The following is a 25,905-nucleotide window of genomic DNA, read 5'->3' on the forward strand; positions in this document are numbered from 1 at the left end:
TTTACTATCTTGTAAAACATTATCCATTCTAAAATTCGCATAGATATACTTGTTTTTTTCATATACATAGTTATTGATGATTCTATGTTTTTGTGAAGGGAGGGTATTTCTTGGAAAAAGTATTATTTTTCGGAGACCCAGGTATTGATGACTCATTTGCTATTATGTATGGTTTACTGCATCCCGAAATTGAAATTGTCGGTATTGTAACCGGATACGGAAATGTTGAGCATATACATGCTGCACATAATGCAGCGTATATTTTACAGTTAGCAAATAGACAAGACATTCCTGTCATTAGTGGTGCAACAAAACCACTTACAGAAGAAATCACTACGTACTACCCTGAAATTCACGGAGCAGAAGGATTAGGTCCCATCCATGTTCCAGAAAAAGTATTATCTATTCCAATATACAATTTTGGCAGTATTGCTGCGATTCTTATAAAGTACGGAAAAGATTTAACGATTGTTGATGTAGGAAGATCTACCTCGTTAGCAATTGCTTTTAATTTATGGAATGATTTAATGCTAAATGTAAAAGGAATCTATTTCATGGGTGGTGTTTTTTTAGAAGTAGGAAACGTTACGCCATTAGCAGAGGCAAACGTGTATGGCGATCCTATAGCAAGTAAAATTGTTTTCCATCAAGCAAAGAATTTATTAATATTCCCTTTAAATGTAACAAACAAAGCTGTGTTAACACCAAATGTATTTAACTATATTCAAGCTAATACAAAGAATCCATTTCATATGATAATGAAACCAATGTATGATTACTATCTATCCGCATACAAAAAACTTAATCCATCTATCGAAGGACCTTTGCTACATGATGTGGTTGCAATAAGTGGATTAGTAAATCCAAGTTTTTTTGAATTTGTGCATCGTACAGTAAATGTAGATACATACGGAGATACGAAAGGACAAACATTTGCTGATTTTCGCCCTAGCTCTATATCTGAAGGAGCCCATATAGCATTAGAAATAGATGAACAAAAATTCATTCAAGATTTTATAAAAACCATGTTATAAGTTGGTGTCGACAAAGGGAATTGTTTCACTACGTTGAATATAAACATACATCCTCTATATAAGGGAGCTTACAATATTGAATGTCCAGTTAAAGGTTGTTACGAGAGAAAATTGGGAAGAAGCATTAAAGCTACAAGTTAAAGAAAATCAGTTGAAATTTGTTCCATCCGTAGCAGTTTCACTTGCTAAAGTATATATAAAACCAGATGGTGACAATGTAGAGTACATGCCATTTGTGATATATGATGGCGACCATATGGTTGGTTTTATTATGCATGCTGTTGTAAGAGAGACATCGGATATGTATTGGATTAACGGATTTATTATTGATCAATCGCAGCAAGGTAACGGTTATGGAAAAGCGGCATTACAAGAAAGTATATACTTAATAAAAAATACGTTTAAGGCATGTAAAGAAATTAGATTAACAGTACATAAAGATAATATCTCTGCTAAGAAACTATATGAACGTTATGGTTTTCAATCATTGGGACATGATTATGATGGTGAGCAAGTATATCGCTTATTCGTTTAATTATTTATGTAGCAAAGGTGTGAAATGAATTATGCAATTTACTGAAGTCAAAATTGAAGTATTTATCCCTGAAGAATACATTGAAATGTTGAGGAATGAGTTAAATAAAATTGGTGCTTGTAAAACGGGAGAATATGATCATTGTCTGTCCTATAGTTCTGTGAAAGGATACTGGAGACGGTTAAAAGGCGCATCACCTTTTAACGGGGAAATTGGTCAGATTTGTGAAGGGCAAGAATGTAAAATTGAAATAAATTGTAAACGAGAACTTGTAAAAAATGCTCTTGAAGTTATCAATAAAATTCATCCGTATGAGACACCAATGATTTATAATATCCCGATATTAAATGACTATTTTGAGCAAGTATAAATTGAATACCTAGGAGGAATATCAATTGAAAAGTAAATTCCATCATATTGTACGAGCTGTTATGGTAAAGGATAAAAAATTGTTAGTGGCGGAATATATTGGCCATCATTATTTTTTACCAGGTGGTCATGTTGAAGTTGGCGAATCAGCTGAAAATGCATTAATAAGAGAACTACAAGAAGAACTCGGAGTAAATTGTAGTATAAAACAATTTTTAGGAGTCATAGAAAACCAATGGCAAGATCGAGAAGTTCTTCACCATGAAATCAATCATATTTTTGAGATAGATTCACAAGAGTTACATATTGATTTCGTACCAAAATCTAAAGAATCTCATTTAGCGTTTCACTGGATAGATTATAATCAAGAAACATTAAATACGTATAAAATTATGCCAGCTCCTTCAGTTAAAGAGTTACTAGAAAGAAAATTAAGTGATGAACTACTAAACTGTTGGATTAGCAATTTTTAAACGCCTCTATCAATAGTAAATCCGTCCGCCAAAAGGAAAATAAGAAAATAGGCTAAAAAACAAGGTACATCACCTAGTGTAAGTTCATATTTTGTTGATGTACGCATTTAGTCTATAGTCTTGTTTCTACTTTATTTACAAAAATTTATTAACTTTAATATTTGGACGGAATTTACATTAATAAATGGAGGGTTTCATAATGAATCAGTTTCAACAAGAACTACAATCATTAAACCTTAATGATTTTCAAACTGGTAATGTTGTTTATTGGGATCAACAACAAAATCAATATCCATATTATTACATTCAAGGCGATGTACGTCGTTGCGGTGGATGCGGTGGTTGTGGCGGACGCTGCGGTGGTTGTGGCGGCAGATGTGGTGGATGCGTAGGTTGTGCAGGATGTTTCGGTTGCTTTAATTGCTGGAACTGGTGGATCATTTAGGTATAGAAGATCAAAACTATTTTACATGAAAGAAAGGTGTGAAAATTATTTTGCACTTTTCTTTCATGCTGTAATTTTGTATTAGTGTTAAGGGGGATTCATTTGTATACATATGATAAGTTGATTTCTTGGGTAGAGAATATAAAAGAAAAAAATCATAGTTCTGCAGCAGCACTTTGTATTATAAAAGATAATAAAATCGTACTAGAGCATTATAGTGGTTATCACACAAATACATCTACAAACAAGAGAGTAACAGCATCTTCACAATTTAACGTTGCTTCTGCTAGAAAAAGTTATTTAGGATTAATGATAGCGTATGCGCTTTACGAGGGGAAAATAAACTCTATTGATGATGAAGCGATAAAATATTTTAAAGACTTTGATCCTGTATTGCTTGGTAAAACGACGATAAGACATTTAGTAACACATTCGCACGGATTAGAAGAAACGAATGACGGGACAATTTTTCGTGAATTTGAACCGGGGCAAGGATGGGCGTATAGAGATATTAATGTAAGGATGATGACACGTCTTATTTATCAGCTATATAACAAAAGTTTTCCTGAATTGTTAAAAGAGCGTGTGTTTAAACATGCTAATTTTCAAGAAACAGGTTGGAGAGTTCAGCAAGATGAAAATTTAGTTGAAGTCGTTAATGATCCAAATGAAGATGCAATTAGCGCAATTGGTACAGTAGATGACGGTACGGAAAAAAATCTGTTTGTTTCAGCTAGAGAATTTGCTTATTGGGGAAATCTTCATTTAAATCAAGGTGTATTAAACGGGAAACAAATTGTTCCAAAAGAAGTGATAGAAATTGCGACAAGTTTACAGAGTCCAACATTTACAAACAATGAACTACCACAAAATGGGTTATTTTGGTTCGTTCAAAATGAATCTGCACAGTTGAGTGAACTTGGTGAACGAGTACCAAAAGGATCATATCAAATATTAGGAATTACGGGGCCAACTATATTAGTAATACCTGAATATAATGTAGTTGTTGCAAAAATGTATAATAAAAGATATAACTACGGCGGTGATAATTATTTATATTATTTACGTGAATTCAGCAATTTAGTCGTGGATACATTTCGTAACGGTAATAGGGCATAATTACTCCTATAATGAAAAGGAGTGAGAGAAAGTGAAAGATAAAATGAATAAAAACAAAAAGCAAAATATAAAAGATGTAAATACAGAGCAAAATGCAATTTATAGCGATCCGAAAGATGCAGCTAATATGCAAACGGTACCGCAGCCGAAGGATTTTGATGAAATTGAATATTAATTTTTCGTTTATCCGACCATATGATGAATCAAAAATACATCTTAAGTCCCATCACATGATTGAAAACTTTTGGTACTCTATATACATAAGCATTTGAAAATGTCTTATCTTAACAAAGCTTTCTTTAAGTAAATCTAATATAACCTGCAGAAAGACACTTCATTATGGAGTGTCTTTTTGTGTACATGAATTCAATTTCCATTTTTCATGCAGTATCTTGCTTTTTATGATGGTTATACTAACTGTGAAAATTCATGTCACGATAAAAGAAGGGGACAGTTAGTATGAAACAAACCTCTATAAATCCGTTACTAATTGTTCTAGGTACAATCATTGTTCAAATTGGCCTTGGAACAATTTACACATGGAGTTTATTTAATCAGCCCCTTGTTAGTAAGTTTGGATGGAACCTTAATGCCGTTGCGATAACTTTCTCCATTACAAGCTTCTCTTTATCATTTTCAACATTATTTGCAGGAAAGTTACAGCAAAAATTAGGGCTTCGAAAACTCATCGCTACTGCAGGGATTGTGCTGGGACTCGGTTTAATACTTAGTTCACAAGTTTCTTCCTTACCATTACTTTATTTATTAGCTGGTGTAGTAGTTGGTTATGCAGATGGAACTGCTTATATCACATCATTATCTAATTTAATTAAATGGTTTCCAAATCGAAAAGGACTTATTTCTGGTATATCTGTTTCTGCATATGGAATGGGTAGCTTAATCTTTAGATATATAAACGGAAGTCTGATCGATAGCCTTGGTGTATCACAAGCATTTTTATATTGGGGTATCATCGTTTTACTTTTAGTATTAATCGGATCGTTCTTCTTACGTGAAGCAATAGTGAGTAACACTGTAACTGAGACGTTACACAATGATTATACGCCTCGTGAAATGATGCGAACGAAGCAAGTATATCTTTTGTTTTTTATGCTATTTACGTCGTGTATGGGTGGTCTATATTTAATCAGTATGGTAAAAGATATTGGAGAGCAGCTCGTTGGACTTAGCGCTGCAACTGCTGCTAATGCCGTCGCAATGATTGCAATTTTTAATACAGTAGGTAGAATCATTCTTGGAACGCTATCAGATAAAATTGGTCGAATGAAAATTGTCTCTGCAACGTTTGTTATTATTGGATTGTCAGTCTTTGCTTTAAGTTTCATTCCACTAAATTACGGGATTTATTTCGCTTGTGTAGCCAGCGTAGCCTTTTGCTTTGGTGGTAATATTACAATTTTCCCAGCCATTGTTGGGGATTACTTCGGTTTAAAAAAACATAGTACAAATTACGGGATTGTATACCAAGGGTTCGGATTTGGTGCGCTTGCAGGATCATTCATCGGGGCGCTTCTTGGAGGATTTGAACCAACCTTTATTATAATCGGCGTTCTTTCTGTTATCTCTTTCGTTATATCTATTTTAATTCGTCCACCAAAAGCAGAAAAGAAAAAAGAAACACAACATTTATATCGAAAAGTAGCTTAAGTTTAAAAAGAGTCCTCATAAAGGGCTCTTTTTATATTACACAACATTTAATTTGCCCTTTTTAGCCATTGTGTAGGAAGAATACACTTACTTAATTTAAAATGAAATGATTTGAGAAGCAATAAAGTGGTTTATTTATTACCGAATCAAGTAGCAGATAAGTAAAATATTCATATTGTTTTATAAAAGAATCAGAATGCTATTATAAAACTATAGTTAATCCGCTTTGTTATTAGGCAAACATTTCATTTATATACCATTATTTTATTATAAAGGTAGTTGGCTTATTTTGGTTACAACCATAATTTCTTCTTTTATTGCATTTACTTCAACAAATATTGTTACATTAGTTATCTTTTTTTGCATGATAGCAATATGGTGTTTTATTAGCTACACATTGTTAAGAGCTCTTATTTTAGCTAAATTACTTGAGAGAAATTGTCATATTATCGTGCCAATCGTTCTAATTGGTTTAGGCATGTTCATTCTTTTTCCCAGTAATACAATAGAATTATTTTACTAATACGTTCAAACTAACGGAAGTTTTAATTAAAAAGAATCAAAAGCGGTAAAAAGCCGTACTACAAATAAAATGTAGTACGGCTTTTTAAAATTGTAGTGAAATGAAACAGTGCACTACGACTATTAAGTTAGACAGGATATTACGATTATTAAATTGAATAGATACTTTAAAAGGAGCGTGATGATTAAAATGAAAATAGTAAAACAATGGGTCCAAGAAGATAGTGATTACATAAGAGAAAAAGTAATTGAATATAATCAAAAACATATTTCAGATGAAGAGAAAAAGCCTTCAGAAAAAATTAGTTTTATAGTGAAAAATGAAGATGATGAAATAGTAGGTGGAATAACTGCAATTACATTTTGGCATCACGTACATGTTGATTTCCTGTGGGTTTCTGAAGAATATAGACACGAAGGTTATGGAACCAAGTTAATAAAACTTATTGAAGAATTTGCAATTGAAAAAGAGTGTAGGCTAATCAATTTAGATACTTTTAGCTTTCAGGCACCTGCTTTTTATAAAAAACATGGATATAAAGTAATTGGAGTAAGCGAAGATCACCCTAAAGGGCATAATCGATACTATTTGGAAAAAAGGTTAGAAAATATATAGAATCCCAAAATGAATCAATCAAACCATAAAGAGCGTACGTTGAATAATTACTTTCAAAATACGCTCTTTTTTATTTAGAAATGAAGGGGTATCGATTATTACCTTTACTAAGGACAGAAAAATGAAATACTCAATTAACTTTTTTATATTTTAAAACGAATAAATGGTAGAATGTAACAAAGATAGAAAATTCCCATTATTAGAGGTGGACTTAGATGAAGAAAGTAAATGTTACATATGCACTTTTATACGATAAAACAAACGAAAAGATCTTAATGGTAAAAAACAAAGGGAAGAATGGTTCTTATTACACACTACCAGGTGGCGCGGTAAAATTGGGAGAAACGTTAGAAGAGGCAGTAATTCGGGAAGTGAAAGAAGAAACCGGTCTACATATAACTGTAAATGGTATTTGTTACATTAGCGAATCTTTTTTTGAAGAGAGAGGACATCATGCAATTTTCTTTAATTTTTTAGGCGAAATAATCGGCGGAGAGACATATATATCAAGACCAAAAGAAATTGAAGAGATTACTTGGATGGAACTTCATATAGCAGCACCGTATTTGCGTATACCAGAACATTTACTAGACATTTTACAAAAGAAAGAAACAGTACCTTACATTTTTAATGGAACAATCATTCATCAAGCAACATAAAAATATCATTTCATATGAGGCGGGGAAAAAATGGAGTTTATCGTTAATCATAAACATTTCACTCAAGCACTTTCAGAAGTAAGTAAAGCAATATCTACCAAAGCTATAATTCCTATACTATCCGGTATAAAAATAACTGCAAATCAATCTGGAATTACTTTAATCGCAAGTAATTCAAATATTTTTATCGAAAAATTCATCCCTAGTTCCATGGGTGACGAACAAATTACGACTACCTTAAAAGCAGGAACAATTGTTGTACCTGCAAAATACTTCATTGAAATTATAAAGAGAATGCCAAGCGATATAGTAATAAAAAGTAAGAATGAGCAAATAATTACCATACAATCAGAAGAAATCACATTAAACTTAAATAGTTTTCCAGTGAATGAATTTCCTAACGTACCACAAATAGACGATCATGCAGAAATACAAATAGAAACAAAACAATTAATTGATGCTTTTAAACAAACAGTCTTTGCAGTAGCGAAAAATGAATCTAGGCCCGTTCTTACCGGAGTACATATCGAGTTAGACCACAACAAATTAATATGCGCTGCAACTGACTCTCATAGACTAGCTATACGTGAAACATTAATTTCTACTAATGTGAAAGCGAATTGTATTGTACCAAGTGCAACCATTAATGAACTTTTAAAATTAATGAACAGCAATTTAGAATTCGTTTCTATTTATCTATCAGAAAGCCACATTATTTTTACATTCGGCACAACTACATTATATTCAAGATTAATTGAAGGGAAATATCCTAATATATCTAGTTTAATTCCAAATAAATTTCAAACAGTCATTAACATAGATAGACAAAGAATGTTACAAGGGGTAGATCGATCAAGCTTATTAGCAAGCGAATGGGCAAATAACAATGTTAACTTAGAAATTGTAAACGAATCTACAATTAAAGTTTCTTCTAATGCTTCTCAGATTGGAAAAATATATGAAACACAACAAGTAGATGCAATTCACGGTGAAAAACAATTACATATATCTTTCGATGGACGATTTATGGTGGATGCTTTAAGGGCAATAAAAGAAGAAACGGTTACTTTAAGTTTCAGTGGTTCTATGAGACCGATATTAATTGAAGCAGGGGCACAATCTGCAGCAGTACATCTTATATCTCCAGTAAGAGCTTATTAAAAACGTAGGAAGGAATTACATTATGTACAAGCACACTTTATGTTTTATAAAAAGAAACGAAGAGATACTTATGTTAAATAGAGAATATGACCCTGTAAAAGGATTATGGAATGGGGTAGGAGGAAAGATAGAAAAGGGAGAAACACCTTTAGAAAATGCAATTCGTGAAATAAAAGAAGAGACTAATATAAAAGTTACACATGACCAAATTCAATTTAAAGGCATTATTAAATGGGAGGATTCTTCATATTCTGGCGGAATGTATGTTTATCTAGTAGAGCTATTTAATGAATTTACATATCACACTCCAAAAAAAGTCTCAGAAGGAATTTTAGATTGGAAAGAGGTTTCTTGGATTCTTAGTGACTATAATTACGGCGTAGGAGAGATGATACCTAAATTTTTAGTTGAAGTGCTCCACAATGAATTCATATTAGAGCATAATTTTATTTTATCTAATCATAAATTAATAGATTATAGGAATAAAGAATTAGCGAAGCAGGACAACTCTATAGATAATATAATTCCATTATAAAAAGTAAGAATCTTAATCTATCATACACAGCAAAATAATTATCACCTAAATATAAAAGCCATAGATTATTCGAAGAGTAGCTAAGGAGAAAATTTATATGAGGATGAGTGTGATGAAGAAAATAAGTATTTTACTTATAGGTATCGTTCTAATTACTATTGCTTTTTATCAATACAACAAAAAAGAAGGTTTAGCTAAAAATGATAAGGTGTTTGTAGAAGACTTTAAAGGTAAAAATGATTCAAACAAAATACAATCTGCTATTAATAAAGCAGAATCTAGTAAAATTAAAACAGTATTGCTTGATGATAAGAAGTATAAAATCACGTCACCAATCGTAGTGAAACAGGGTGTAAAGTTATTATTTGGTTATGGAACACAATTTGTTGTTGAAGGTAATTTTAGAGTTCTAGAGTTAGAAAAAAACGCTTCTATTGAAGGAGCTTATATAGCTATAGATGATCCTACATTTAATTCTGAAGTTATATATTTAGACGGAAAAAATAAGTATTATAACACTTGGCACAAAACAAAAATAAAAGATATAAATATTATCAATTGGACAGAAACGAATAAAGGCACCGGCATTTCTTTGTATTCTGGTGGGAAGGAAAATGAAATTTCATTTATTAATTTTGAAAATATAAAAGTTGTAGGAATGGAAACTGGGGTGAAATTAGTAGCAAAGAAACCACAATCTGGACATGCATGGATAAATGCCAACCGTTTTATGAATTTCTCTCTCGAAGATTGTGTAAATATGATTTATATGGATAGTAATGTAACAACGCCAAATGAAATTAGTGGTAACCTATTTACAAACCTTCAAATACAACCTACAAATAAAACGAAAAGTATTGCAAAGGTAAGTGGACAGCATAACGAGTTCAATGGAATGGTGTGGGATTTACAGAAAATCAATCATGAAAACGAACTCGTTGAACTAACTGATAAGAGTATGAATACAGTGATTGAAATGTCCAGTGTACCAGCAAATAGAATTTTAGATAGCGGGAAATCAAATATAGTGAAATAAGTTTAAAAACAGAAAAAGAGCGAATTCCTTATAAGAAATTTCGCTCTTTTTCTATTTATAATTAAATTTCTCTCCACCAAGCTGATGAAGGATAGTCTATAGATTTTAACGTAATAGATTCGCCAATTTGAGGTGTTGTAATTTTAACTCCTAAACGGTTAGCTTCTTTCGTAACACGTTCTATCGGGTCACTCCATTCGTGTAATGCTAATGTAAAAGCACCCCAATGAATCGGAAGAAGTAATTCTCCTTTTACATCAATATGAGCTTGTACTGTTTCTTCAGGCAACATATGAATAGCAGACCACCTTGGATCATATTGCCCGCATTCCATTAACGTAAGATCGAATGGACCGTATTTATTACCAATTTCCTTAAAGTGAGGCGCATAACCGCTATCACCACTAAAGAAAACTTTAGTTTCTTGACCAAGGATAGCCCATGAACACCATAACGAACAATCTCTATCTGTCATACCTCGTCCAGAGAAATGCCTTGCAGGGGCACATACTAACTTAATAGTATCAAGCATAATTTCATCCCACCAATTATGCTCACTAATTTTACTAGGTGAAACACCCCATTTAATAAGATATTGTGCAACTCCAGTTGGAACATAGAAATGCTTTACACGATCTTTTAATTGCATAATACTTTTATAATTTAAATGATCATAGTGATTATGAGAAATGATAATCGCATCAATTTCTTGCAGGTCTTCACGTTCTAAAGAAAAGGTACCGCTATAACGTTTACTATTAAACAGAGGAAACGGGGAAGAGGCATCTCCAAACATCGGGTCTAATAACAATGTTTTACCTTCTATTTTTAATAGTGAAGCAGAGTGCCCAAACCATGTAATACTCTCTAAAGACTTATTGTTTTTCTCCGATAAAACAATAGGTAAATTCTTTATAGGACGCAGTTTAGTTTTCATTTTAAAGTAATCAGTCATTAAACCTATAATATCTTTCGGTTTAAAACTTACATCAGTATGAATTTGATTTATATATTTCTTTTTCATTCGTTCTCCTTTTTACGTTTAACAATATACGTATGTTGTTATTGTAGCTATCTGTAGTTTAAACGAAATCATTTTACCTTTCACCTTAAATACAGTACATTTCATAAATTTGTCAAATTCATTATTTGTGTATATAAAATGTAAATCCTACAGCAGCAGATACAAGGAATATGAAGTAAATGTAAATTGTTTTAATTTAGTAAAGTTCTTCTTATAAGCAACAAAGAACATATGTTTTGTTATATGTTATAGAAGAAAATATGTCTCTAATTATCAAAGGGAAGGAGAGGATGTAAGTGCAAATAGAGAGAAAAAAGAAATCAAAATGTAAACTATCAAAATCTGAAATCATTCATCTGTATGCGGAAGGGAAGGGTACCTCAGAAATCGCTATGCTTGCTAACGTATCTGCAAGGTATATTCGTATGGTTTTAACAGACAATAACGTTCCAAGGCGTGCTATAGGGAGTTGGAAGAGGAAGTATGACATATCAGAAGATTATTTTAAAACGTGGTCAAATAATATGGCTTATATATTAGGATTTATAGCAGCAGACGGTGTTATACCAAAAGAAAATCAATGCGTCAGTATATCACAAAAAGAAAGTTATATTTTAGAAGACATAAAAAAAGAACTAAAAACAAACCAGCCACTTTACCAAAACAAAAAGACAGGCGTATATATGCTAAATATTAATAGCAAAACAATAAAATACGATCTAATGAACATTCACGGAATTAAGCCATGTAAATCTTTTAACATTGAATTTCCTTTTGTACCAGAAGAATATTTACATCATTTTGTGCGAGGGTATTTTGATGGGGATGGTTACGTCAATTATGAAACTTATACAGTAAGCTTTGTAGGAGGATCATATACTTTTATGAATTCTTTACATCAAATTCTTCAAAATCGCAATTTACGAGCCGAGTTACTAAATCAAAACAAACATTATCGCGTTATTTTATCAGGGAGAAAATCAATACAACTATTTTCAAATTGGATTTATAAAGACAAAAATATTTATTTGCATAGAAAATATGAAGTGTTTCAGAAGGAAAGTCTGAGTTTAGACCAATTACAAGATCGAAAATTAAAACAAACTCAAACTGCCGTTAAACAAAGAAAACAAAATTTTCTTAAAGAATATATGAAAAATAAATGTAGTGCTACAGCTTGCTCTAATTTAAAAATAAGTGAATCCACTTTTAAACGTTGGTTAAAAAATGATAAACAATTTAAAAAAGACTATGAAAGAATTCATTCAATATAAAAATGCAAGAAACCTTAGTATCTCTATGCTAAGGTTTTTAATTTGAGATTATTAGAGGATACTTATTTTCGTTTATAGAACTTAGTATATACATAGATTTTACAATGAACTTACTAGTAAGGGAGGGAATATGAAATGCCCACTAATAATAGTCCGGAGAATATATTACATACGGCTTATGAAACTAAAATGATTTCATCTGGAGATAATTCGCCAGCTATAAAAATAAAAGGAACGAAACTTCAATATTTACTTGTATTGGTTCATCTTGGTTTTGAGTCAAATGCTATAAAAATGATGCTAAATTGGACAAATGATGAATTCGAAAAGCACGTTAATTCATTAGAAGTAGAGGAGCTATTGAAACAAACAGGAGGGAGGTACTATCCAACATGTATGGTTATAACAGCTTGTGAAGGAAGAAAGCTTTATAACCTTTGTGAACCTCTAATTAAACCAACACTTAGGATCTTTGAAAACTATTCAAGTCATATTGAAGATATTTCAAAAAGAATCGACACGTTTAATCATTTATCTAGAGAATCTTATAGTCTTTTATTGTATAGTGGTGTGTTATTAGATTTTGGACAAATAAATCACATTGAAGAAAACTATTTAAAAAAGAAACGACCTTTAAGAAAAAAGAAACGATTTTATTATGCTATTCAAGAACAAGAACTAACAGATATAGAGGCTTTCGGGATGTATGGTAATACGTATTTAGATTTAGGAGAAGTTCAAATTGGTCTTTATGGAAATTCTCGATATTCAACATTAAATTTAATAACAGCAAATAACGAAACATTTGAAGAATATTTTCAAAACAATATTACTGATATTAATTATAAGAAAAAGCAATTAGTAAAAGGTTTCGTAGCAGCAGATAGACAAAAAGACTTACATTTTAACGTAGTTTACGAAAAATTAGGCTTATATCAAAACTCACAACCTATTATCCCAGTGTTTGAAAGAAAAGACTTATCTACGCTTAACGAAATTGCAAACACAATCAGTGAAGATTTAGTCTTATTGTTTAATGGAAATGATAAACCTTTAAAAGAATACTTTGCCAGCAGCAGATACTCAAAAGAAATTACTTATGAAGAGTTTTTTATCTGGTGGTATCACTTTTTCTATACAAAAGTAACTGAAGAATTAATAAAACAAGGTGTAATTATAACAAGCGCACAAAAAAATCAAACGTACATAATCCATTAATAACTTTAAATTAAAGTGTTAATATACTTTTACAAATGTAGCAGCTGAATGGATAAATAATTATGAGTAAATAATGGATAATCTAATATAAAGAAAATAAGATATTAAAAGAGGAGAATGGCCATGCAAAAGAAATTTATCAATCCAGAAACGATGCCACCAACTTTTGGATACTCACATGTTGTCGAAGTTAGTAACACTAAACGAACAATTTATATATCTGGACAAGTAGCGATCAATACTGATGGTCAAATAGTAGGCATTGGTGATTTAGCTACACAAACGCGACAAGTTTTCGAAAATATTAAAAGCGCTTTAGAAACTTCGGAATTAAGATTTAATGATGTAGTCAAATTAACATTTTTCCTAACAGACATTTCTCAAATGGCCATTGTTAGAGAGATTCGAGACCAATACATTGACACTAAAAATCCTCCAGCAAGTTCAGCTGTAGAAGTTAGAAAGTTAATTAACGATAACTTATTAATTGAAATCGAAGCAATTGCTGTAGAAAACTAATTTTAAAAACGTATTTGCAATCATATCAATACAATTCGTTTAAAATGAACACATTAAACGAATTGTATTTTTTATTATTTAAAATCCAATTTATATAGAGGATAAAGCGAATAACTACACAATCAGTCACACATTACTGATTCGGTGAAAAAGGGGACACAACAACCTATACTAATATTTAATAAGTTTATTATTTTCGGTAAGTTAACATAATATATATTATAGGCAGTTACAGAAACAAAGCAATATCAGGTATCAAAAAACAAGTAAACTATACTTAATGAGACGAAACAGAGATTTTTAGTGAGATTTACATAAAATCTTATTTAAACGGATTTCTACAGTTTTTACCGTTTATTTTGCTATACAATCAATCGCAGCAAATCTGAATCAATAATCGATTTAGATTAAACGAATTAAAATCATTTTTGATCAGCGAGAAATTTTTATACAGAAAAATCATTTCTAAACAAAACATAAATTAATAATTATATTTTATGTTTTACTGTATGAATTTATTGCTGTTTACACACGTTTTACAACTTCACATTATTTATTGTTATTTCTGTTATTTACACTTGACTTTTGTTATACCCATTTTTCGTATTCTAGTTAACATAACGTTTATTTTTAACATAAAAAAATCTCCCTTACCTTCAGGAAGATTTTTTAACTTGCTAGTATTTCATTTATATATTTTTAATAACAATCCCAATTGTAAATCACGTTGGAAAAATCTAGATTTAACAAGTCTTCTTTTTTTATAAAGAAATTTGCAACACCAGAATCTCCCCACATAATATTTAATGAATCATCTGTATCGATTTGCAGTAATAAGATGTCATGCTGTTGGTATTTTTCTTCCCATTCTCTCGGATCTGTCTGTGTGAAAAATGGATATCCACCAATTTTATGTCCTTGATCTTTACATAAATCATCATACAGTTCGCCTAATTCTGTATTATTTTCTTCATCAACAATTTCTTCCCAGTCAATATCTTCACTAAAAATCTTTTCGAATCGATAATCCCCTGACGTTACGGGTTGATAATCCAATTCAAACTTTAATTTCGCTGCTTCAGGTATAATAAAGCCCTCTAATTCTAAAGTGTTTAAATAACTAAAATCAGTAATAACCTTATTTAAGTCTTCTATAATTGTAGAATGATAAATAATTCGAAAGTCTTTTTGAGTTGTTGGCTGATCAAAATCTGCTCCGTAAAGCTCATCAGCAGCACTTACGAAAAACTGTAACATTCCCTCTTGAGGCATATATTCAACATGCGGCATTTCTTCAAAGTTTAGCTGAGCAAGTAACATCATAGGTTGTCCATTTGAATCTTTAGGGTGCTCTTGATCTATAGGTAAATACGGATATCCACCAAACTTACTCTCAAAAAGCGTTGTCTCTGCTAATGTTCCAGACACTTTAATATACGGTTTCACACTTTCTTCTAAAATAGTACGATACTGTTCTAGTTCTTTCGGAATTTGAAGTTGATACGTATTCTTCATTACATTTGCCTCCCTTTCATAATGAATTAAAAATGCCTTACTTAATTATATAGCAAGAGATAGCTTCATGAAAAATTGTTAAAAGTCCGTTTTCACCCTCATTTTTTGCGCACTTGGTGGACATAGTAAGTTATGTTCTAATACCTTTTTATTAATAGTTCGAATTAAATCCGCTGCTTCTGCAGTATTTGTATTTTCTTTCAGTTTTTCTTTTAAATCATCAATTTCCTTTGAAAGCTCAATCCACCTAGGTAAAACATGATTATTCTTTAACGTTCTATACAGTTGCTTTTCAGGATTGTACGAAAGGTCTTTATCTAAATTTAGAGGTTTCCCTTTACCAGGCATATTATCAAAAGATCCTTTCTTTTCTGCTTCTTTCACGATAGAACTAATATGATCCTCATACGTATAGGACCAAACTTTCTCATCTTTTACTAAAATCTCCTGCTTTTTTAGTTTTTTATCTAGTTCCTCTTGATTCATAGATTCTCTCTCCTTTTTATTTTATAGTGTGTTTTTTGTAAGTTTTAAAGCTTTCAACCCGTCAAATAACTTTTCCCGCCACCAAATACCGTCATGGCCGCCTTGAAATTCTTCGTAAGTGATTTGGTATTCCTTTTCTTTTAAAGCTTTATACAGACGTCTATTAGCCGTTAAAAGAGGTTTGTTTTCAAACTCTCCTGCTGCGATATAAAAATGAGGTTGTGTTGCATTTGAATCTATAGTTGAAGTTTGATTTTCAATCCAAGGAATTTTATTTTCATAAGTATCTTTTTTCCAATGTACGGATCCAGACATTGACAATACGTTCCCGAAAATGTGTGGATTTTGAAGCGCTGCATAACAAGCTGCTAAGCCACCAAGACTGAAACCAGCAATTGTTATATGTTTCGCTTCTTGTTGCACACGATACTTCACCTGAATCCATGGAAGTAATTCCTCTGTTAAAAATGCATTCATTTTATCGTTATAAGTTAGCTCTTCTAATCGATCAACAGGATCTATAGCAACAGCAATACAAAATGGGATTTCTTTTTCGTGAATTAAATAATTGAGTGTTCTTGCGATTGAAAGGTCATTAATGAATGAATTCCCATCAAATACAATGAGAAGTTCTTGAAGATGTGAAGTGTGAGAATAATCATGAGGCGTATAAACATGAACTTTACGTGTATTATTTAAATTTGAACTATGAAAAGAATATGTTTCAATTTTTCCGGATGGATAATGGTTTGAAGGAAAACGACTGCTATACTGCACTTCCATATCTATTTTTAACACAGACGCTTTATTGGCACCTTCTCCAAATGTATTTTTATTAAATTGGTCTAGTTGATACTGTTCACTACGCTTTATCCAATCATTTTTGAAAACATCATTTACTGTAAAATAATAAGTTGAAATGAACCTTTTATTCGTCCTAAACGTAACATACCAAATATCTGTCTGTGACAATCGTTGTAATTGATTTACAGACAGATCCCAACCAGGAAAACTGCCGAATACATAAACATTTTCAGTATTTTGATCGCCTAACCATATATACGTTATAAGCTTATACTGACTTTCTACAGGACATTGTTCTATTAGTGGCGTGTGATTTGACTTTATTTCATGCAAAAAAGTATAAAGAGCTTTTTCATTCCCATTCTTTAAGTGATTTTTAAGCTTTTCTAACTTAGGACTGATTATCGTAGTCACCCCTCTTCCTCCTTTGTAGTATTCTATATGTAGTTTTTCATTAGAATCCCTATATAAAAGTAGTCGTAAGTTATGTGTTTAGAGAAGTGATTGATTAGAAAAATGATCAATTGCTTGAATAGAAAGTTCCAATGATTTTATTCTTCTTTCTAAAAGAGTTCTTTGAGGACTCCCGAGCTTTGACTTAACATAAATCTTTTCAATTGATGGAAGCAAACCAATTAGAACATTTCGAGCGTCTGCTAAATCCTCTTGCGTGTAATGATGGGTTTCTTGATCCCAAATACTTTCTAACATAGCTAAGCCGATACTAACTGCTTTGAGTCTTTTTTTCACTAAAGTAGTGTTTGAGCCTTTTTGAGTCATCTGTGATAAGGCATTTTCAAGTTTACGGATTGTTGACTGTAAAGACTGTATTGATTCTACTTTATCTACATTTGATACGTTTTCCATTTTAAACCTGTCCCTTCTTCATTTCTAAATTAGTTTTCCTGATATTTGATAATACCATTAAGAAACGAATTTTACTCGAAATATTTGAGTTGGACATGAATTGAAAGGAAAACAGCTAACAAACTTCTATCTCCTCCCTCGCACATATTCTATATGTACTTCTTTTTTCTCGTTAAAATACCTACATGGACAAGTTGTAAATATTGTATATTTTATGAACAAAAAACGCACAAGCAGCATGACTTGTACGTTTAAATTTTTATTCAGTAAGATAATAAAGTAATAGCTTCCGGGTCTTTTCATAATTCATGAAATCTCTATATAAAATGGGATACTTCATAATCTCTGTTTCTAGAAAACGATATTGTGGAAACCACTCAAAAAAAGATTTCTTTAACCACTTGATTTGCTGAAACGTAATGTTCTGTTCTGTTCATTTAGTACAGAATTTAAAGTTGCTGCTGTATGCATCCAATAATGATTAAAATCAGCGTTTATACAGTCATCTTCGGTAAATTTACTCTTTAAAGTTCGCTGCAATTTTGCTGTAGCACGGTAAGGAAACGGCTTGTGCAATGGACTATGCATGTTCTGCAATTCCTTAAAAATAATTTGTTTTCCTAACTTCAACTTTTCACCCCTTTATTTTTCTATCCAATTTAATAAGTTTTCATAATGATATTGAGCATCTGTATACCCAAGATTATATAAATTAACGAGTTTTTCTTTATTTCTCTCTATACCGCTTATAGGAAGTTGTACACTTGGTTGAATGACATAAAAGTTGTCTTTTTGTTTTATTTGATTCATATAAGATATCGTCTCATTATAAAAACGATAATGTTCTACTAAAGATTTTGCGATATTCGGATATTTCCTATATAAAATTTTAGCCAGCCCTGAAAATTTATTTCGCTGCTTCTCATATCCTTCTGGCTTTGTCATAATTACAACGTTCTTTTCATAACCATCAGTTTGAGCTTTTAAAACTGGTATAGGATCTATAATTCCTCCATCTAGTAATTTTCGATTATCATATTCTACAGCAGGCGCTATAAACGGCACTGAGCTAGATGCACGAATGATTTTTAAAATATCATTTCCGTGTTCTGCTTTATTATAATGAATAGCTTGTCCTGATTCGCAGTCCGTCGTTCCTATAACAAACTGTTCATTTGAGTTTAAGAAAGTTTGAAAATCAAACGGTACAATTTTATTCGGTACTTCATCAAATAGAAAATCCATTCCAAATAATTCACGTTTTCGAATTAAATTTCGATAAGATATATAACGATGATCTGCTACTAGCTCTGTATTTACTTTTTTATTTCTCCCTTTTTGACGTGATAAATAAGTTGCTCCCATACAAGCTCCAGCGGATACGCCAACTACATAAGGAAAAAATAAGTTTTTTTCCATAAAATATTCGAGTACGCCTGCAGTATATAAACCTTTCATTCCTCCACCTTCTAATACTAAACCGATATTCTTCATACTATATCCCTCTGCTTCTTTTTTGTTACTTACATATTAGCACAAGACTTTAAGACAAGGTGATATAAGTGCGTTACAACAATAACCAGAAACTACTAAAGTAATGTCATTATTTCTTAGTCAAGAGCGTGGTACAATATAAATAACACATTACACAAATAATGGAGGAGGAATTTCCTATGGGTTTATTCAGCGGTATTTTAGGAAATGCATCAAATACGAGTACAGAAAGTGTAGAACGTGATTTAGAGAAGATTATGTTAGACGATGAGAAAGTTGAACATGCTTATAAATTAATTCGCGATTTAATCGTATTCACAAATCGTCGTCTTATTTTAGTAGATAAACAAGGGATATCAGGTAAAAAAACTGAGTATCATTCTATCCCTTATAAAAGCATTACACAATTTAGCATTGAAACAGCTGGGCATTTTGATTTAGATGCAGAACTTAAAATTTGGGTATCTAGTTTGAGTACACCAATTACGAAAGAATTTAAAGGTGACGATAGTGTTTTAAGCATTCAAAAAGCGTTAGTAACATATACCACCAAATAATAATTTTTTGTATGTTTATTCAATTCTAAAATTACTAACCCGAGTATTTTGGAAGAACATACATCATTTTTGTATATTTAATCTCAAATAACAGAAAAAGGTAAAGCGTATTTCAAATGCTTTACCTTTCTTTTTTGTAATAAATAAGTGTAGTTTTATCATTTAATTTCTTAGTTTCTTCTGTTCTTTTATACCCCATTTTTTCGTACAGAAAACAATTTCTTTCTTCTTCTAAAATCGTAGCAAGTTCAAAACATTGTGCTTTTGAAAACATCCCTTCAATTAAAATTAGTACCTTCTGAGCGATTCCTTTCCCTTGATAGATTGGATGAATAAACATCGGACTGATCCAAAATTTATAAGGTAGTTCTTTTTGGGATATACATATCGCCCCAACAAGTCTCGAATCTATTATAATTTTATAAAAATTACTGCTGGGATTATTTATTCTAAAAATAGTTTTTTCGATAGATTCATTTGCTGGGTTTGTTTCATAGTCTTTATATTTATGTAATAAAGGGCTAAATGAGTCTATTTGCATTTGAAATAAAACTGCTGCATCACTTTCTGTCGCCTTCTCTAATGTAATCTTCACGTTACTACCAATTTAGTCGCTTTCTTAATGAATTTATATGAGCCGTATGATGACGTCCGTGCCATGCGTATAGTCCAATTGCAACAGCAAGTTTTGTTTCACCAGTCTCTGGGTGGTTAAATGTCTTTTCTAGATCTTTAAGTTCTAAAGAATATAAAAGGTTAACCCATCTTTTATGTAATGAATCTAACATTACTAGTGAAACATCTACTGGTAATTTAGAATCAGGTAATTCTGCCCACTTTTCTTCTTTATATGGTTTAATCGTTGGATTCTTTTCTGTTAGTGCTAATTTAAAGCGTATGTAACTATTCATATGGCTATCAACAACGTGATGGACTACTTGACGAACTGTCCATCCACCAACGCGGTATGGTGTGTCTAACTGTTTCTGATCTAAATCTTTAATTGCCTTCGTTAGTTCATTAGGTAAATCTTCAATTTCTTGAATCCACGTATCAATCATTTCTTCCGTTATAGGACGTTTATATGTAAATTGCCCAATTGGATAACGTAAATCATTCATGAATAAGTCCCCCTTATTATAAGTGCGAAGTATTTCTCCAAATATAATGTACAAAATTCACATGTTCTCCATTTAATACTACAGATGTTGTATCTGCTTCGTTTTGATAAGAAGAAAACCCGCTTTTTTCTAATACAATTTGTGATGCAAGATTATTAGTAGTCGTTTTAGCATGAACCTCATTAATTTCATTATTTTTCGCTACGTCTAAAATTAATTTTACGGCTGCTGTTGCAACTCCTTTTTTAGTAAACTTTTCTCCCACTCGATAACCTAACGAACTGATTCGAGTTTCCGAATCTATATCTACTAAATTTATTCTTCCTACAATTTCACTTTCTTCATTACGAATTAAATAAAAATAAGATTCTCCATCCGCCTGTTCTATTAATAAATCATCTAGTAGTTTTTGGAAATATTCAAAATCAAAATATTGCGAGCCACGATTAGGTACCATTGTTTCAAAAAAAGACTTATTCGTAAGTTCAAACGTAAATAAATCTTTAGCATCGTGTTTCTTTAATTGTTCTATGTATATTTTCATCTCGATTACCCCTTCTATATCTACTAACTGTTATATATTCTTTTTTAATCAACGATTTTCCTGCTATTTTTTTGCTTCAGTAACACAGCAAATAGCACTTTTGGATGAAATAGGTGAAATGGGCTACGAATTAAATTCATCACCTTTACTAATCGAATATAAACGTCAGAATCAGTTGCAGATAGTTGATATATTTGTTTCGTATACCATAGCTGAAATTTTTGTTTTATCGTTAATTCTCTTTTTAGCTGTGGATGACGTGATATTTCCGTTGTTGTCATTTCCCACGGAGTTTGTATGATATGAGCGGTCTCTTTATAAAACTGCTGTGTAAATGCATGATCGAGCTTTTGTCTCCTTTGTAAAAGTAACTGCAATTGGTGAGCTTCCATAGCGGCAACTGAAACACCTTGACCGAAAACAGGGTCGAAACGACAATTTGCATCTCCAACGACTAATAATCCTTCTGGCATATTTGTGGTGAGATCAAATCTCCGACGTACTTGATAAGGAATTTTATACGTTTTGATATCTGAAATTGCCACAGCTTTGTTAAGAAAATCTGTAACATGAGGGATTGATAAGTTTTCAGCAAAATTATAAAATTCTCCATCTGTTTGTGGTGCTTTTTCATTTGCATATCCACTGAAAGTAACAAAATAACGATGATCCTCAATCGTTTGAATAAGAACGCCATACGGATTATCAGGGAAACTTGGAGACATTAGCGTATTACAGTAGTCTAATTTCTCATTTTCTTTAAGTTTAAACATTCTCGTTACGTAAAATAAATCAATACGTACTTTCTCTTCTTGCACTTCAATTTCGTATTCTCGTAACCACGCTATGCTTTTTGAACCGAATCCACTTGCATCAACAATAATATCCGCATGAATTTCTTCTTGATTTCCTGTATTTAAACATTCCATTTTTACTCCGCACACTTTATTAAGCTTTTCATTTACTACTAACCCTTCAACCAATGTTTCATATTTAATAGTAATATTTGAAATTTGTTCAATGCGTTTTTGAATATGTGCTTCGAGCATAGAACGACTTTGCTGAATCATATGTACTTCTCCTATGAATGGCTGTTTCCATGAACCAAATTGATGCCATTTTAAATCACGAGTAAAGTTATTTACGATACTACCTGCTTCAATTAGTTCATTCGTAATATTAGGAAACAATTCCTCAATTGCGTTTTCTCCGCCTTTTAATAACACATGAGGATGATTACTTTGTGGGACTCTTTTTCTCGAAGCTTTTCCATCCCATCTTTCACCGGCTTCTATAATGATTACTTCTTTAAAAGCAGTTGATAATGCTTTTGCGGCGAGCTTTCCTGCGATACTTCCGCCAATAACGATAGCCTTATTAAACATGTTTTCCCCCTTAATAAAAAGAAATCCTGCCTTATATGAATGAAACAGGATCTTAAACTCATTAACTTCTTTATCATTATAATTAAAACACATGAGTAAATTGTAACGTTAAAATTAAAATACCTAATCCCCAGACGTAATAAGCGAATATTTTTAAGGAGTGACGTTTTAAATACTGAATCATCCACGAAACGGCTATGTAACCGAAAAACGCAGCTGATAACGTTCCAACAATTAAAGATGTACTAGAAATAGATTCTGCTTTCCCTTGAAAAACATCTACAAATTGCAAAATGATTGCTCCGACAATGGCTGGAGTTGATAATAAAAAAGAAAAGTAAGCTGCGGTTTCGCGGTCTAACTTTCTCCATAATGCAGCGACGATTGTCATACCAGAACGAGAAATTGCAGGGAAAATAGCAACCGCTTGAAATGAACCGATGATAAATGCATCTTTATATGTAATGTCGTCCATTTTTTTACGACCATTCTTTTGTTTATCTGCCATGTAGAGAAAGAACCCTGTCACTAAAAACTCCCAACCAATTGTAATACCTGTTTTTGAAATATCCTCAAAAAAGTCTTTAAATAACAATCCAATTACAACCGCAGGTATCGTCCCGACAATAAGTAATAGCATTAGTTTTGAAAATGGATTTTTGATTAAATATATAAATTCTTTTTTGTAATAAATAAACACTGCAAGCAAAGTGCCAATATGCAGCATCGTATCTAAAAACAATCCTGCTTCATCTAATTGAAACAAATGTCTTCCTAAATAAAGATGACCTGTACTACTTATCGGTAAAAACTCTGTTAAACCTTGTATAATCCCTAATATAAAAGCTTCTAACCAATTCATGATGGTCCCCTTTCTTGTTTGCTTGTACCAATATATGAAGGTTAAATTTTCGATATGAAAAAAACTATATTTCTCTATGAATTTACTTTCATTTTATGGATATATATGTAAAGAGGATTGAGGAGGGTTATTATGTGGAAGCACACAAAATTCGGCAATGTATTACTTTGGCTAGGACCGATCCTTGTGTTTGTAGGGTTATGTATGACAAATGTTATTTCTGATATTCCTTTCTTTTTGGGAAAACATAAAACGATTGGAATTGTACTTATATGTATAGGAGTATGCTGTTTTATTATTGCGAATCATTTAAAAAAAGTAGAAAAATATGAGGACTAATTTTAAATAAAAAACAATCCCACTCTATGTGCTAGGATTGTTTTTTTATTACTTATTTATAGAATACTTTATCAACGTTATATTTTGCTTTGTATTCATTAATGATATATGTTTCATAAATTTCTCTTTCTGTTGGATCTTCTACGATACATGCATCAATGCGGTATACTTCATCACGGTGATTTTTAATTGGTGAAACATTGTCTTCGAAATGCTTCTTAATACGTTGTCTAATTTTACGAGCTTTACCTACGAAAAGTAGTTCGTCATTAATATTGTAAAACATAAAAATGCCGCCTTTATCTCTAGGGAACAAGTGGAAATCGATAAAACCATTGATTGGCGTAATTCTTGGCTCGTCTCCTCTAATAACTTGTTTACGTTCAGTAATTGTAACATCAACTTCAGGGATACTAATTTTAATCAAGTTCATTCACGTCCTCTTTTATTATAAAGATAAATAATAGCATACATATGTAAGAAAAGCTACGTTCATAGGCATATTTCATTTTATAATTCAAATATTATAGGTGTATCGTGTAAACTCTTCTTCCAAATCATATGATCACTTGATTCTCCCCAATAATCTTTTAGTACATAACTAGGCTCTCCAAACTTCTTCGTCCATATACTTTGCGCTTTTCTGTATCCACTATCTAAACAGAATTCTGTTATTCCTCTGCTAAGTAACGTAAGAAACATTGTATGTAGTAGTAAACTCCCGATACCCTTTCTTTGATAATCCGGAAGTATAAATACAGTTCCTATTTCATACAAATCCTTAAGTACACCATTTGTACAACTAGTAATCAATGTACTTGCTGGGCCAACTTCAATTGTTCCAATGATTTTATCGTTATTTGTGTCAATTGCTAATAAAAAGTAACGTTTTTCTCCGTTACTATCAAAATCTGTTTTCAAATATTGCTTTTTCATGTTAATTTCATTTTCTATGTCATCCAATTGTTGTGATAATCCTTCGTCTTTATATGTATTCGTAATAACTATACGGAAAAACAAGTGAAGTTCCTCTAAATCATCCGAATTTGGTCTCCTAATTGCAACGTTATACATGTTTTAAATCTCCATTCTATACAATTGTTAAAACAATGCTTTATATACTCTATTCAACAATATGCTACAAAGCCCTGCATAGATCCAGCAGTATAGAAAGCTCAGTATAAATATAGATGAAATAATTTTTATATCCATAGTTGTATGAATAGTAGGACCAAGTACGGGAAAACGGAAAATATCGAGAACTATCATAATTCCTATAAGTAGACAAATCGCAGAAAAGGAAACAACCCAAATTCTCCTCTTGAATTGTATAAAGGAAAGCCCTAAAGCTATACCTAATAAACCTGTAGTAAAGGGGAAAACAATTAGTTCACTTGGCTCGATAATAAATAATAAGAGAATAGTAAGGATAAAAGAAAGTACTCCCTCACGAATAGAGTAGCAAATAGCCAAAAAAATGGGTAATGTCGCAAAAGGACTAATGAATAACCCTATACCAGGAATTAAATTCCCCGCTGCTTGAAACATGGTGGCTAAAGCACTCATTAAAGCTGTAATGACTAGCTTATTTGCTAGGGACAATTTTCTTTTATGAACAAAGTTCGTATCATTCTCTATCATAAGTTGATACCAATAACGTACAAACCGATTCATCAATATACCCCCTAAAGATATCTCATTCCTCACTTTCTATATTATTCATA

32 protein-coding genes and 2 pseudogenes are annotated in these 25,905 nt (G+C 31.6%); 19 read left to right on the plus strand and 15 right to left on the minus strand.

The features are described from left to right. Positions 1-110 precede the first annotated feature (110 nt). The 14 genes from PDK19_RS13640 to PDK19_RS13705 all read left to right on the plus strand — a co-directional run bounded on the left by PDK19_RS13640 (position 111) and on the right by PDK19_RS13705 (position 10,172). Entirely contained in the window at positions 111-1,034 is a 924-nt protein-coding gene (locus PDK19_RS13640) for a nucleoside hydrolase (protein ID WP_139865729.1), read from the plus strand. Between the two features lie 76 nt (positions 1,035-1,110). Then, entirely contained in the window at positions 1,111-1,569 is a 459-nt protein-coding gene (locus PDK19_RS13645) for a GNAT family N-acetyltransferase (protein ID WP_062822568.1), read from the plus strand. Positions 1,570-1,600: 31 nt separating this feature from the next. After that, a complete protein-coding gene (cutA, locus tag PDK19_RS13650) occupies positions 1,601-1,939 on the plus strand; it encodes a divalent cation tolerance protein CutA (RefSeq protein WP_139865730.1) in 339 nt (112 codons plus the stop codon). A gap of 25 nt (positions 1,940-1,964) precedes the next feature. Then, complete coding sequence (locus PDK19_RS13655; RefSeq protein WP_242293565.1) at positions 1,965-2,411, plus strand: NUDIX domain-containing protein; 447 nt, start codon at positions 1,965-1,967, stop codon at positions 2,409-2,411. Between the two features lie 199 nt (positions 2,412-2,610). Beyond that, positions 2,611-2,856 (plus strand): heterocycloanthracin/sonorensin family bacteriocin, encoded by a 246-nt coding sequence (locus PDK19_RS13660; RefSeq protein ID WP_001071372.1) that lies wholly within the window; start codon positions 2,611-2,613, stop codon positions 2,854-2,856. Between the two features lie 102 nt (positions 2,857-2,958). Continuing rightward, positions 2,959-3,975, plus strand: coding sequence for a serine hydrolase domain-containing protein (locus tag PDK19_RS13665; RefSeq protein WP_242293564.1), 1,017 nt, complete (start codon positions 2,959-2,961; stop codon positions 3,973-3,975). A 31-nt stretch (positions 3,976-4,006) separates the two neighbouring features. After that, positions 4,007-4,150, plus strand: coding sequence for a hypothetical protein (locus tag PDK19_RS13670; RefSeq protein ID WP_000653369.1), 144 nt, complete (start codon positions 4,007-4,009; stop codon positions 4,148-4,150). A 284-nt stretch (positions 4,151-4,434) separates the two neighbouring features. Next, positions 4,435-5,643, plus strand: a complete 1,209-nt coding sequence (locus tag PDK19_RS13675; RefSeq protein ID WP_270707331.1) for an L-lactate MFS transporter — start codon at positions 4,435-4,437, stop codon at positions 5,641-5,643. 286 nt (positions 5,644-5,929) lie between these two features. Then, the gene (locus PDK19_RS13680; RefSeq protein WP_270707396.1) at positions 5,930-6,166 is read left to right on the plus strand and encodes a cadmium resistance transporter; all 237 of its coding nucleotides are present in this window, start codon (positions 5,930-5,932) and stop codon (positions 6,164-6,166) included. Between the two features lie 189 nt (positions 6,167-6,355). After that, on the plus strand, positions 6,356-6,781 hold the full coding sequence (locus PDK19_RS13685) for a GNAT family N-acetyltransferase (protein WP_139865734.1): 426 nt from the start codon (positions 6,356-6,358) through the stop codon (positions 6,779-6,781). Between the two features lie 215 nt (positions 6,782-6,996). Continuing rightward, on the plus strand, positions 6,997-7,440 hold the full coding sequence (locus tag PDK19_RS13690; RefSeq protein WP_139865735.1) for an NUDIX hydrolase: 444 nt from the start codon (positions 6,997-6,999) through the stop codon (positions 7,438-7,440). Between the two features lie 30 nt (positions 7,441-7,470). After that, entirely contained in the window at positions 7,471-8,601 is a 1,131-nt protein-coding gene (dnaN, locus tag PDK19_RS13695; protein WP_139865736.1) for a DNA polymerase III subunit beta, read from the plus strand. Between the two features lie 22 nt (positions 8,602-8,623). Continuing rightward, a complete protein-coding gene (locus PDK19_RS13700; RefSeq protein WP_139865737.1) occupies positions 8,624-9,136 on the plus strand; it encodes an NUDIX hydrolase in 513 nt (170 codons plus the stop codon). A gap of 97 nt (positions 9,137-9,233) precedes the next feature. Then, positions 9,234-10,172 (plus strand): hypothetical protein, encoded by a 939-nt coding sequence (locus PDK19_RS13705; protein WP_139865738.1) that lies wholly within the window; start codon positions 9,234-9,236, stop codon positions 10,170-10,172. 61 nt (positions 10,173-10,233) lie between these two features. Here the strand turns inward: PDK19_RS13705 and PDK19_RS13710 are convergent, their stop codons facing one another. After that, positions 10,234-11,196, minus strand: a complete 963-nt coding sequence (locus PDK19_RS13710; protein ID WP_139865739.1) for an MBL fold metallo-hydrolase — start codon at positions 11,194-11,196, stop codon at positions 10,234-10,236. Positions 11,197-11,492: 296 nt separating this feature from the next. On the opposite strand from PDK19_RS13710, the gene PDK19_RS13715 reads away from it, so the two are divergent. The 3 genes from PDK19_RS13715 to PDK19_RS13725 all read left to right on the plus strand — a co-directional run bounded on the left by PDK19_RS13715 (position 11,493) and on the right by PDK19_RS13725 (position 14,207). Further along, positions 11,493-12,470 carry an LAGLIDADG family homing endonuclease gene (locus tag PDK19_RS13715; protein WP_270707339.1) on the plus strand — a complete coding sequence of 326 codons (978 nt, stop codon included), beginning with the start codon at positions 11,493-11,495 and terminating at the stop codon, positions 12,468-12,470. A gap of 135 nt (positions 12,471-12,605) precedes the next feature. Beyond that, positions 12,606-13,688, plus strand: coding sequence for a hypothetical protein (locus tag PDK19_RS13720; RefSeq protein WP_270707340.1), 1,083 nt, complete (start codon positions 12,606-12,608; stop codon positions 13,686-13,688). A gap of 123 nt (positions 13,689-13,811) precedes the next feature. Next, positions 13,812-14,207, plus strand: a complete 396-nt coding sequence (locus PDK19_RS13725; RefSeq protein ID WP_139865742.1) for a RidA family protein — start codon at positions 13,812-13,814, stop codon at positions 14,205-14,207. Between the two features lie 699 nt (positions 14,208-14,906). Here the strand turns inward: PDK19_RS13725 and PDK19_RS13730 are convergent. From PDK19_RS13730 to PDK19_RS13755, 6 genes and pseudogenes are all read right to left on the minus strand, one after another. Then, positions 14,907-15,722 carry a YwqG family protein gene (locus PDK19_RS13730; protein WP_270707342.1) on the minus strand — a complete coding sequence of 272 codons (816 nt, stop codon included), beginning with the start codon at positions 15,720-15,722 and terminating at the stop codon, positions 14,907-14,909. 78 nt (positions 15,723-15,800) lie between these two features. Then, positions 15,801-16,208, minus strand: a complete 408-nt coding sequence (locus tag PDK19_RS13735) for a J-domain-containing protein (RefSeq protein WP_270707343.1) — start codon at positions 16,206-16,208, stop codon at positions 15,801-15,803. A 21-nt stretch (positions 16,209-16,229) separates the two neighbouring features. Then, on the minus strand, positions 16,230-17,426 hold the full coding sequence (locus PDK19_RS13740) for an alpha/beta hydrolase-fold protein (protein ID WP_270707345.1): 1,197 nt from the start codon (positions 17,424-17,426) through the stop codon (positions 16,230-16,232). Positions 17,427-17,504: 78 nt separating this feature from the next. Further along, positions 17,505-17,879, minus strand: a complete 375-nt coding sequence (locus PDK19_RS13745; RefSeq protein WP_270707347.1) for a hypothetical protein — start codon at positions 17,877-17,879, stop codon at positions 17,505-17,507. A gap of 259 nt (positions 17,880-18,138) precedes the next feature. Continuing rightward, positions 18,139-18,419 (minus strand): annotated as a pseudogene (locus PDK19_RS13750) (YxiJ family protein). A 102-nt stretch (positions 18,420-18,521) separates the two neighbouring features. Next, a complete protein-coding gene (locus tag PDK19_RS13755; protein WP_049114382.1) occupies positions 18,522-19,373 on the minus strand; it encodes a patatin-like phospholipase family protein in 852 nt (283 codons plus the stop codon). Positions 19,374-19,552: 179 nt separating this feature from the next. Between PDK19_RS13755 and PDK19_RS13760 the strand changes: the two genes are divergently transcribed. Next, positions 19,553-19,930, plus strand: coding sequence for a PH domain-containing protein (locus PDK19_RS13760; RefSeq protein WP_000522480.1), 378 nt, complete (start codon positions 19,553-19,555; stop codon positions 19,928-19,930). 121 nt (positions 19,931-20,051) lie between these two features. On the opposite strand, the pseudogene PDK19_RS13765 reads toward PDK19_RS13760, so the two are convergent. The 5 genes and pseudogenes from PDK19_RS13765 to PDK19_RS13785 all read right to left on the minus strand — a co-directional run. Next, positions 20,052-20,525, minus strand: a pseudogene (locus PDK19_RS13765) (GNAT family N-acetyltransferase); the annotation flags it as partial. Positions 20,526-20,529: 4 nt separating this feature from the next. Continuing rightward, entirely contained in the window at positions 20,530-21,051 is a 522-nt protein-coding gene (locus PDK19_RS13770; protein ID WP_000999073.1) for a YfiT family bacillithiol transferase, read from the minus strand. Positions 21,052-21,067: 16 nt separating this feature from the next. Further along, entirely contained in the window at positions 21,068-21,595 is a 528-nt protein-coding gene (locus tag PDK19_RS13775; protein WP_049113289.1) for a GNAT family N-acetyltransferase, read from the minus strand. 44 nt (positions 21,596-21,639) lie between these two features. After that, a complete protein-coding gene (locus PDK19_RS13780; protein ID WP_049113287.1) occupies positions 21,640-22,980 on the minus strand; it encodes an NAD(P)/FAD-dependent oxidoreductase in 1,341 nt (446 codons plus the stop codon). A gap of 82 nt (positions 22,981-23,062) precedes the next feature. After that, on the minus strand, positions 23,063-23,842 hold the full coding sequence (locus tag PDK19_RS13785; protein WP_049113286.1) for an undecaprenyl-diphosphate phosphatase: 780 nt from the start codon (positions 23,840-23,842) through the stop codon (positions 23,063-23,065). Between the two features lie 132 nt (positions 23,843-23,974). On the opposite strand from PDK19_RS13785, the gene PDK19_RS13790 reads away from it, so the two are divergent. Continuing rightward, positions 23,975-24,181: a hypothetical protein gene (locus tag PDK19_RS13790; protein ID WP_000265469.1), complete on the plus strand. Its 207-nt coding sequence runs from the start codon at positions 23,975-23,977 to the stop codon at positions 24,179-24,181. A 52-nt stretch (positions 24,182-24,233) separates the two neighbouring features. On the opposite strand, the gene PDK19_RS13795 is transcribed toward PDK19_RS13790, so the two are convergent. The 3 genes from PDK19_RS13795 to PDK19_RS13805 all read right to left on the minus strand — a co-directional run bounded on the left by PDK19_RS13795 (position 24,234) and on the right by PDK19_RS13805 (position 25,855). Further along, complete coding sequence (locus tag PDK19_RS13795; RefSeq protein ID WP_001048949.1) at positions 24,234-24,614, minus strand: nucleotide excision repair endonuclease; 381 nt, start codon at positions 24,612-24,614, stop codon at positions 24,234-24,236. A 77-nt stretch (positions 24,615-24,691) separates the two neighbouring features. After that, complete coding sequence (locus PDK19_RS13800) at positions 24,692-25,255, minus strand: GNAT family N-acetyltransferase (RefSeq protein ID WP_000282922.1); 564 nt, start codon at positions 25,253-25,255, stop codon at positions 24,692-24,694. A gap of 27 nt (positions 25,256-25,282) precedes the next feature. After that, the gene (locus tag PDK19_RS13805; RefSeq protein ID WP_001079234.1) at positions 25,283-25,855 is read right to left on the minus strand and encodes a hypothetical protein; all 573 of its coding nucleotides are present in this window, start codon (positions 25,853-25,855) and stop codon (positions 25,283-25,285) included. Between the last annotated feature and the right edge of the window lie 50 nt (positions 25,856-25,905).

Source organism: Bacillus cereus group sp. BcHK124 (genome assembly GCF_027712065.1).
GTDB classification, from domain to species: domain Bacteria; phylum Bacillota; class Bacilli; order Bacillales; family Bacillaceae_G; genus Bacillus_A; species Bacillus_A pacificus.

Coding starts and splice junctions, on each gene's coding strand:
- cutA (WP_139865730.1), top strand. CDS start 1,601: ATGCAATTTACTGAAGTCAAAATTGAAGTATTTATCCCTGAAGAATAC.
- PDK19_RS13660 (WP_001071372.1), top strand. CDS start 2,611: ATGAATCAGTTTCAACAAGAACTACAATCATTAAACCTTAATGATTTT.
- PDK19_RS13675 (WP_270707331.1), top strand. CDS start 4,435: ATGAAACAAACCTCTATAAATCCGTTACTAATTGTTCTAGGTACAATC.
- PDK19_RS13685 (WP_139865734.1), top strand. CDS start 6,356: ATGAAAATAGTAAAACAATGGGTCCAAGAAGATAGTGATTACATAAGA.
- PDK19_RS13690 (WP_139865735.1), top strand. CDS start 6,997: ATGAAGAAAGTAAATGTTACATATGCACTTTTATACGATAAAACAAAC.
- dnaN (WP_139865736.1), top strand. CDS start 7,471: ATGGAGTTTATCGTTAATCATAAACATTTCACTCAAGCACTTTCAGAA.
- PDK19_RS13700 (WP_139865737.1), top strand. CDS start 8,624: ATGTACAAGCACACTTTATGTTTTATAAAAAGAAACGAAGAGATACTT.
- PDK19_RS13705 (WP_139865738.1), top strand. CDS start 9,234: ATGAGGATGAGTGTGATGAAGAAAATAAGTATTTTACTTATAGGTATC.
- PDK19_RS13710 (WP_139865739.1), bottom strand. CDS start 11,196: ATGAAAAAGAAATATATAAATCAAATTCATACTGATGTAAGTTTTAAA.
- PDK19_RS13720 (WP_270707340.1), top strand. CDS start 12,606: ATGCCCACTAATAATAGTCCGGAGAATATATTACATACGGCTTATGAA.
- PDK19_RS13725 (WP_139865742.1), top strand. CDS start 13,812: ATGCAAAAGAAATTTATCAATCCAGAAACGATGCCACCAACTTTTGGA.
- PDK19_RS13730 (WP_270707342.1), bottom strand. CDS start 15,722: ATGAAGAATACGTATCAACTTCAAATTCCGAAAGAACTAGAACAGTAT.
- PDK19_RS13735 (WP_270707343.1), bottom strand. CDS start 16,208: ATGAATCAAGAGGAACTAGATAAAAAACTAAAAAAGCAGGAGATTTTA.
- PDK19_RS13745 (WP_270707347.1), bottom strand. CDS start 17,879: ATGGAAAACGTATCAAATGTAGATAAAGTAGAATCAATACAGTCTTTA.
- PDK19_RS13755 (WP_049114382.1), bottom strand. CDS start 19,373: ATGAAGAATATCGGTTTAGTATTAGAAGGTGGAGGAATGAAAGGTTTA.
- PDK19_RS13760 (WP_000522480.1), top strand. CDS start 19,553: ATGGGTTTATTCAGCGGTATTTTAGGAAATGCATCAAATACGAGTACA.
- PDK19_RS13770 (WP_000999073.1), bottom strand. CDS start 21,051: ATGAATGATTTACGTTATCCAATTGGGCAATTTACATATAAACGTCCT.
- PDK19_RS13775 (WP_049113289.1), bottom strand. CDS start 21,595: ATGAAAATATACATAGAACAATTAAAGAAACACGATGCTAAAGATTTA.
- PDK19_RS13780 (WP_049113287.1), bottom strand. CDS start 22,980: ATGTTTAATAAGGCTATCGTTATTGGCGGAAGTATCGCAGGAAAGCTC.
- PDK19_RS13785 (WP_049113286.1), bottom strand. CDS start 23,842: ATGAATTGGTTAGAAGCTTTTATATTAGGGATTATACAAGGTTTAACA.
- PDK19_RS13790 (WP_000265469.1), top strand. CDS start 23,975: ATGTGGAAGCACACAAAATTCGGCAATGTATTACTTTGGCTAGGACCG.
- PDK19_RS13795 (WP_001048949.1), bottom strand. CDS start 24,614: ATGAACTTGATTAAAATTAGTATCCCTGAAGTTGATGTTACAATTACT.
- PDK19_RS13800 (WP_000282922.1), bottom strand. CDS start 25,255: ATGTATAACGTTGCAATTAGGAGACCAAATTCGGATGATTTAGAGGAA.
- PDK19_RS13805 (WP_001079234.1), bottom strand. CDS start 25,855: ATGAATCGGTTTGTACGTTATTGGTATCAACTTATGATAGAGAATGAT.